Source organism: Facklamia sp. P12932 (assembly GCF_050409545.1).
Classification (GTDB): Bacteria; Bacillota; Bacilli; order Lactobacillales; family Aerococcaceae; genus Facklamia.
On record NZ_JBNUPG010000005.1, the window covers coordinates 117,972 to 124,238 of the forward strand.

The window sequence follows — 6,267 nt, forward strand, 5'->3', positions numbered from 1 at the left end:
TTATTCATTATATTCATCTTCCGATTCATAAATACTCACGCCTGCAAGCTGATTGATATCTTGAAAGAACTTTTCAGCATGAACTTCTTTAGGAATTACTAGACGGACTAAATAATCAAGTTGGTCACTATTATTCACTAAGGGTTTGATAAAAGTGACGGTAACTAATGACACTTCAATAAAATGAAGGACCTCATTAAAAGATTGAACATCATTTGCTTGCACAAAAACCGTTACCCAAGGTGTTTTCTTCCTTAATGAGCTTTCAAGTCTTTGTAAGAAGGTCAAAGTGATTAGGAGTATAAAGCCTACAACAATTGCTACATCGTAGAAGCCGATCCCAATTGCTAAGCCAATACAAGCCGAAGACTACAAGCCCGCAGCCGTGGTTAACCCTTTAATTTTGTCACGATTAGTAACTAAAATCATACCGGCACCTAAAAAGCCAATCCCACTCACAACTTGCGACCCCATCCGTGTAGCATCAACTCCTTCAAAAAAATTCGGCTGCAAACTGATTGGTCATCATTACCATGGCTGAAGTTACACAGACTAAAATATAAGTACGCATACCGGCTGGATGATTTTCAATCCACGTCCAAAACCAATCATACCATTAATCAACATAGCTAAAAGGGGCCTTAAGAGTATGGTAAAGAAATTTACTTCTTCAAAATTAATCGTTGGTAACTTCATTGATGACCTCCCTAAATTATTGATACTTCTTTACTAAATTTTTAATTTAAGAAGACTTACAATTTATATAACAAAAAGAATTTAATGATCAATCATTATAAAAAATTTTATATAATTTCTATTTCAATTGCTCTAATTGATTCATGGAGACTTCCTTTAGTCATTTTTAATTTTTCTGTTTTAACCCCATTCTTATACCCTCTAACAATAATTTTTTTACCAATCAAATGTGTTAATTTTTTACAACTTTCGAGAACATAACCATCCGACTTTTCATCGATAAATTCATAAGTGTGATCAGTTAATATTTGTATAATTTTGCCTTTAAAATTATAAATTTGATTGTCATGTAATTCAATATTATCTTCTCTAATTCTGCTTTTTTCTTCAAAATCTTCAATATTAGAAGTCGAATTAAAATCTTTATTTTGCTCATTAAACTTACGTTTTAGAATTTCATCTCTTTTTTCATTTATTCTAAAATATTCTTGTATAAAATTTTGTGTCTGCTCATTATTAAGAATAATTTGATCTAAGATTCGTATGAAGGTTTGAATTGTCAAATAAATAATGTAATAAGAGGAAAATAATATTAATGATATTAATAAATTGATTATCAATGAAACTTCTTGACTTTTTAAAAAGAGGAAAAATCGTAAGGGAAAGAAAAATTCCAAAATAAAGCGCTACTTTGCTAACAAATTTACCTTGCTCTACTACTGTTTTAGATTTGTTTATTCTATTCTCCATTTAAACACCTTCTTGAATTTAATTATATCTGTTTTACCATTTTTAAGGATATGTTGATATGATGCATTGTAAAATTAAATGCAACACTAGTAAAAATAAAACTCATAACAAATTTAATGGTAGTGTCAAATAAATTGTGTACCTACATTTTATTTGACACTACCTGATTTAAAATATAAATAAAAAATCCAATAAATGTAATCAGATCAGTTAGCTCAGCTATTCTATTTAATTTAATATCTATTTCAAGTCCAAAACTTCATACCCAAACCCAATCGCCTCAATAAATCTAAGCAAGTCCTGCGTTTTGATAAAAATTGTTTTCTCATTGGTATTAGGATGAAAACTCATACGATCTTGGGACATAATTTCATTATCAAAATAAACTTTGATATCCTTATCCTCATTAAACAGCAAACCAAAAGGTGAAACAACACCGGGAGGTAATTGCATTTTTTCTTTTAAAGATTCAGCTGAAGCCATCCGAATTTTGTTTGCTTGGATCAGCTCCTTTAGTTGATTCATATCCAATTGTTTTTGATCATCCATTATTAAGAGATAAAATTCAGTCTTTTTCTTATTTGTTAGAAACATTGTTTTAGTCCGAACACCGTCGATCCCTTCAATAAAAGCGTCGGCTTGCGCGGTTGTCAAAGCAGGCTCATGATCAACTATCTGAAATGGAATTTTTAATTCCTTCAACTTATCTTCTACTGGCTTATAGAGATCCATATTTTCCTTCCTAACTTTAAACCTTCTGATTATCAACTTTTTTTACAACAAAGTCCCCGAAAGTTAGATTAAAACCAACTTTTGGGGACATTTCTGCCTAAGAATATTGAAATTCAGTTCCAACTAATTATTTTGAATACTCTGCTTCTAAATCTTTGATTTGGTCAAAAGCATCTTGAGCTAATTGCATGGTTTGTTCAGTAATCCACTCAGCAGCAGCTTGGGGATCTTCCGCATACATCGTGACAAGTTCTTGACGTAATTCTTCGTATTTATCTTTACCAGCTTTTTCAATGGCTAAGATCTTTTCTCTCATTTCTGGTTTTAAGTTCTCTTCATCTTCTAACATAATGGTTAGTAGATTATCTACTGCCCAATAGAATGATTCTGGATCATATTCATTGGCTTCCACTTGGTAAGCAGATAGTGTGTCATTGATATTTCCAAAGTATGGTAAGTAAGGTGAAACGGTAGGCGATCCCATCGCTAACCACATCACACCTGGTACTTTTTCAGGCATATCTTCATAAATTTGGAAGATATGAGCTTCCATTGTATTTTTGTTACCAATGGGATATAAAGCATTCTCAGGCTTTTCTGGTTCTTGCTTTTCAGTCGTTTCAGCTTCTTCGCCCTCTGTTGCTTCAGCCTCTTCGATTTCTTCTACTTCGGTTTCTTCGGTTTCTGTTGCTTTGGTTTCTTCACCTTCTGTTGTTTCAGTTTCTTTAACAACTTGTCCACCGGTAGCAGATGCGATGTTATCCGCTGGAATATAATCTGTATCTTCTAAACGATTTCGTTGTAAGCTCATGACTTGATCTAATGTGATTGTTTTATCCGTAGAATGTAAGAATGGAAACTCTGTGTCATCTAAAGAAACTTCTGCATCTGGATCTAAGGTTTTTACTCCAGACCAATACCTAGACACAGACCCAGGATCTATTTCAGCTGCATAAGAATCAGCAACCCGAATCATCCCCTCTTCCTCGACATAAGTACCCGCTTCTTCTGCAATGTTAATTAAATCGGCAGAGGCAATCACATTTTCAGTATCGTTCACATCGATTGTTTCTAAGAAGAACGAGTTGGGGAATACGGCAAACATATCATCTGGCAACTTCATCGCAGCATATTGATGACCGGATAAAATTTCCATATACCAAGTTTCATTTTTATCAGCAATAATCAATCCGTTGCCTTCGGAAGAGCCTTTCTCATCGATAATCGATGCTAACAACTCCACGCCCTCACGCGCTGTTTTAACGTGACCTAAAACGACGGTCGTCATGATTCCTTCTGAAAGACCATTTTCAACTAAAGGGTCAACCGCTAAAACTTCATCATTAGTATAAGTAGTAGTGGTCGCATCCATCGCTACACCATACTCATTATAACCTGCTTCATAATACAAGCCCCACTCAGGGGTGGTATCTGGCACAGCAAAATACTTATAAGATTGAGCTGGTAGTTCAAATTCGAACTTAGTATATTCATCCACTAACTTTGCGCCTTCTTCATTTTCCGTTGCTTCAATTACTACAAAAGTCTTATTATGGCTTTGTTCTAAGTCTTCTGTTCGGCCAAAAATAACTGACCCATCTTCTGTAAGGCCCTTACCAACATATACGCCTGTACAGGCAGCTACTGGTTGAGCCAGTAACATTCCTGCCGATAACATGGCAACAATGCTTGCGAAAAACTTCTTCATAAAATACCTCCTAAATTTTTGTGTAAACGCTTCATAATTTAATTATAACACTTGGTTATTACTTAATCAGTTTATATAGCATATTATTTTTATAAATAGATTATGGCTCATTAGTTATAATCTAAAATTGTAAAAAACTATTAAACAAAAGAAAAAATAATGCCCAACTAGACTTGAATTCTAGCTAGGCATTTATATTTATGATAATGAGGTTTGAATGATTACATCATTTCATCCAGTCGCACAAACTGATACCCATTGGCTTGGACGCTTTCAATGACTGCTCCTAATGAGTTAGCCGATTCTTGATAGATGTCGTGCATTAAAATTACTGGACTAGGTAATAGGGTTGCTACTACACGGTTGATAATGGCTTGTTCATTTCGACTCTTCCAATCTTCCGAATCAACGTTCCATAGAACAGGAGTCATTTCCGTTAAATTCATTTCACGTTTGCCACCTGCTCCATATGGCATTCGATAGTAGTTGACAGGGGCATTAGTCACCCTTTCAATAATTTCGTTAGTGTGATTCAGTTCATATAGAACATCAGCATCACTAATTATTGTATAATTTCGATGACTGTAGGAATGGTTGCCCACCAAGTGCCCTTCATCATGCATGCGTTGAATGATTTCGGGATACTTTTCTGCATTTTGACCCAATACAAAAAAGGTTGCTTTCACATCATGTGCTTTAAGAATATCTAGGATTTGTGGCGTAGTGACTGGGTTGGGCCCGTCATCAAACGTTAAGACTGCAAATTTAGCAGAGTGCATTTGAGTATTAGTATTTTCATCTGGCTGGGCTGATATGTTTATAAACTTCCCTAGGTCTGGGTCAGCATAGACTTTACGAGGGACTGGAATAGAATGTTCATAAATTGCCTTTCCCCAACTTTGATAACAGTGACTCAAGTCTTTGTATGTTCTTGTTAAGTTGTTTGCTTCTAATTTACAATCAATTTCTTTCACTTTAATTAAAAAACCTGGAGAATATTTGTTAGGATTTTCCATATTCTTTTTAAGATTACGAACCTCTTGATTTAATTCGACTAGCGGCCGATCTCTCTCGGCTAAAGAATGGATGGATTCTTTGAGTGGTTGATCAGTTATTTCAGCTAAAATGGTCTCTATTTTTGTATTATACTCATTGAGACTAATATCTCTTAATTCTCTTTCTTCAACCACACCCTCTCCGGTTAAGGGTTGCGTTTCATATAATTCCAATAGTTCTTTGCGATAAGCTTCAGGTGATTTGTTCTTTCGAGCACTCAATTCGATTTTTGAAAAGGTCGATTCATTCTGATTGTTAGCATTAAATGTCATATAAATGATTAACAGTAAAATTGAACACACTGCTAGGCTGGCTGCTATTTTCTTATACATTTGATCACCTTATTTTATTCACAATTTTTTTCCAGCTTTTTTTACATCTTTTTAAGCATACTCCATCTAATAGATAAATTCTAGGGAAAAAGATAAAGAAATTAACTTTATTTACAATTGTTCCAATTAGAAATTTTAATTATCTTTAATTATTCTAAAACTATATTGTTATAAAAATTCAAAAAGTTTTTAAGTCCTTTTGGTTTTCTATTTATTATTCTCTAAGGCAATAAGCTATCTAATTGAATGTCTTCTCCTTCAATGTTATGGTTAATATAGACAAGAAATAAAACTATTAAAATCAAAAGGAGGAGTCATTGATGAAAAAAATATAGTGCTATTGGCAAGTATGATGATGTTGGGGGGAGTGACTGTCTCCGCTCAAGATGAAGAAAAGATTGAAGAATTGAAAATCGAAATTAAAGTTCTCAAAGTGGAGCTGAAAGACAAGAAAGCCAAGTTAAAAGAATTAACAGGTGGAGATGAAGAATATATTATTACGGATGACAAAGACTTCTTCATTAAATATGTCGAAGTAAATGAAAAAGATGATGAAGAATTAGGGTATTATTATGAGTTCGTCTTTGAAGTAGAAAATAAGACAGATAGAACCATGAATATCATGGCAGAAGATGTTACTATCGATGATGATTTAATCGATGAAAAAATGGTTTTTCTTTCAGAAGAAATTGAAACAAACGCTAAAGGCGAAATCATCTTAAAATTCAAAGCTTAGAAGAAGATGAAGAGGCACCTGAATTAGATGATGATTTAGAAATGACGCTAAAATTAGTGAACGAAGAAGATCCTGACTTAAATATTGATTACCCTGTTTCGATTGATATAGTTTAAAATGATTAAAACACCCAGTTTATAAACTAGGCGTTTTTTCTTTTGACGAATTGTCCAATCAAATGCAACACCGATAGTAAGAATCCAAAAAGTTCTTCTTTAGGTGGTTTATATTTTATACCTTTCCTTGGTCTATTTTTC

Annotated in this window: 8 protein-coding genes; 1 reads left to right on the forward strand and 7 read right to left on the reverse strand. The window is 33.6% G+C overall.

Features of this window, described 5'->3' with window-relative positions; genetic code table 11:
- The 7 genes from ACQV2P_RS03960 to ACQV2P_RS03990 form a co-directional block, all read right to left on the reverse strand.
- Positions 1–225: a hypothetical protein gene (locus ACQV2P_RS03960; RefSeq protein ID WP_428874362.1), complete on the reverse strand. Its 225-nt coding sequence runs from the start codon at positions 223–225 to the stop codon at positions 1–3.
- A 144-nt stretch (positions 226–369) separates the two neighbouring features.
- Positions 370–513, reverse strand: a complete 144-nt coding sequence (locus ACQV2P_RS03965; protein ID WP_428876270.1) for an MgtC/SapB family protein — start codon at positions 511–513, stop codon at positions 370–372.
- Positions 514–552: 39 nt separating this feature from the next.
- Positions 553–696, reverse strand: a complete 144-nt coding sequence (locus ACQV2P_RS03970) for a hypothetical protein (protein WP_428876269.1) — start codon at positions 694–696, stop codon at positions 553–555.
- 107 nt (positions 697–803) lie between these two features.
- Entirely contained in the window at positions 804–1,316 is a 513-nt protein-coding gene (locus ACQV2P_RS03975; protein ID WP_428894646.1) for a hypothetical protein, read from the reverse strand.
- Between the two features lie 370 nt (positions 1,317–1,686).
- Positions 1,687–2,178 carry a prolyl-tRNA synthetase associated domain-containing protein gene (locus ACQV2P_RS03980; RefSeq protein WP_428882211.1) on the reverse strand — a complete coding sequence of 164 codons (492 nt, stop codon included), beginning with the start codon at positions 2,176–2,178 and terminating at the stop codon, positions 1,687–1,689.
- Between the two features lie 127 nt (positions 2,179–2,305).
- Positions 2,306–3,886: a C69 family dipeptidase gene (locus ACQV2P_RS03985; protein ID WP_428882212.1), complete on the reverse strand. Its 1,581-nt coding sequence runs from the start codon at positions 3,884–3,886 to the stop codon at positions 2,306–2,308.
- A gap of 221 nt (positions 3,887–4,107) precedes the next feature.
- The gene (locus ACQV2P_RS03990; RefSeq protein ID WP_428894647.1) at positions 4,108–5,274 is read right to left on the reverse strand and encodes a polysaccharide deacetylase family protein; all 1,167 of its coding nucleotides are present in this window, start codon (positions 5,272–5,274) and stop codon (positions 4,108–4,110) included.
- 334 nt (positions 5,275–5,608) lie between these two features.
- Here ACQV2P_RS03990 and ACQV2P_RS03995 point away from each other — a divergent pair, with 334 nt between their 5' ends.
- Positions 5,609–6,010 carry a hypothetical protein gene (locus tag ACQV2P_RS03995; protein WP_428894648.1) on the forward strand — a complete coding sequence of 134 codons (402 nt, stop codon included), beginning with the start codon at positions 5,609–5,611 and terminating at the stop codon, positions 6,008–6,010.
- Positions 6,011–6,267 lie beyond the last annotated feature (257 nt).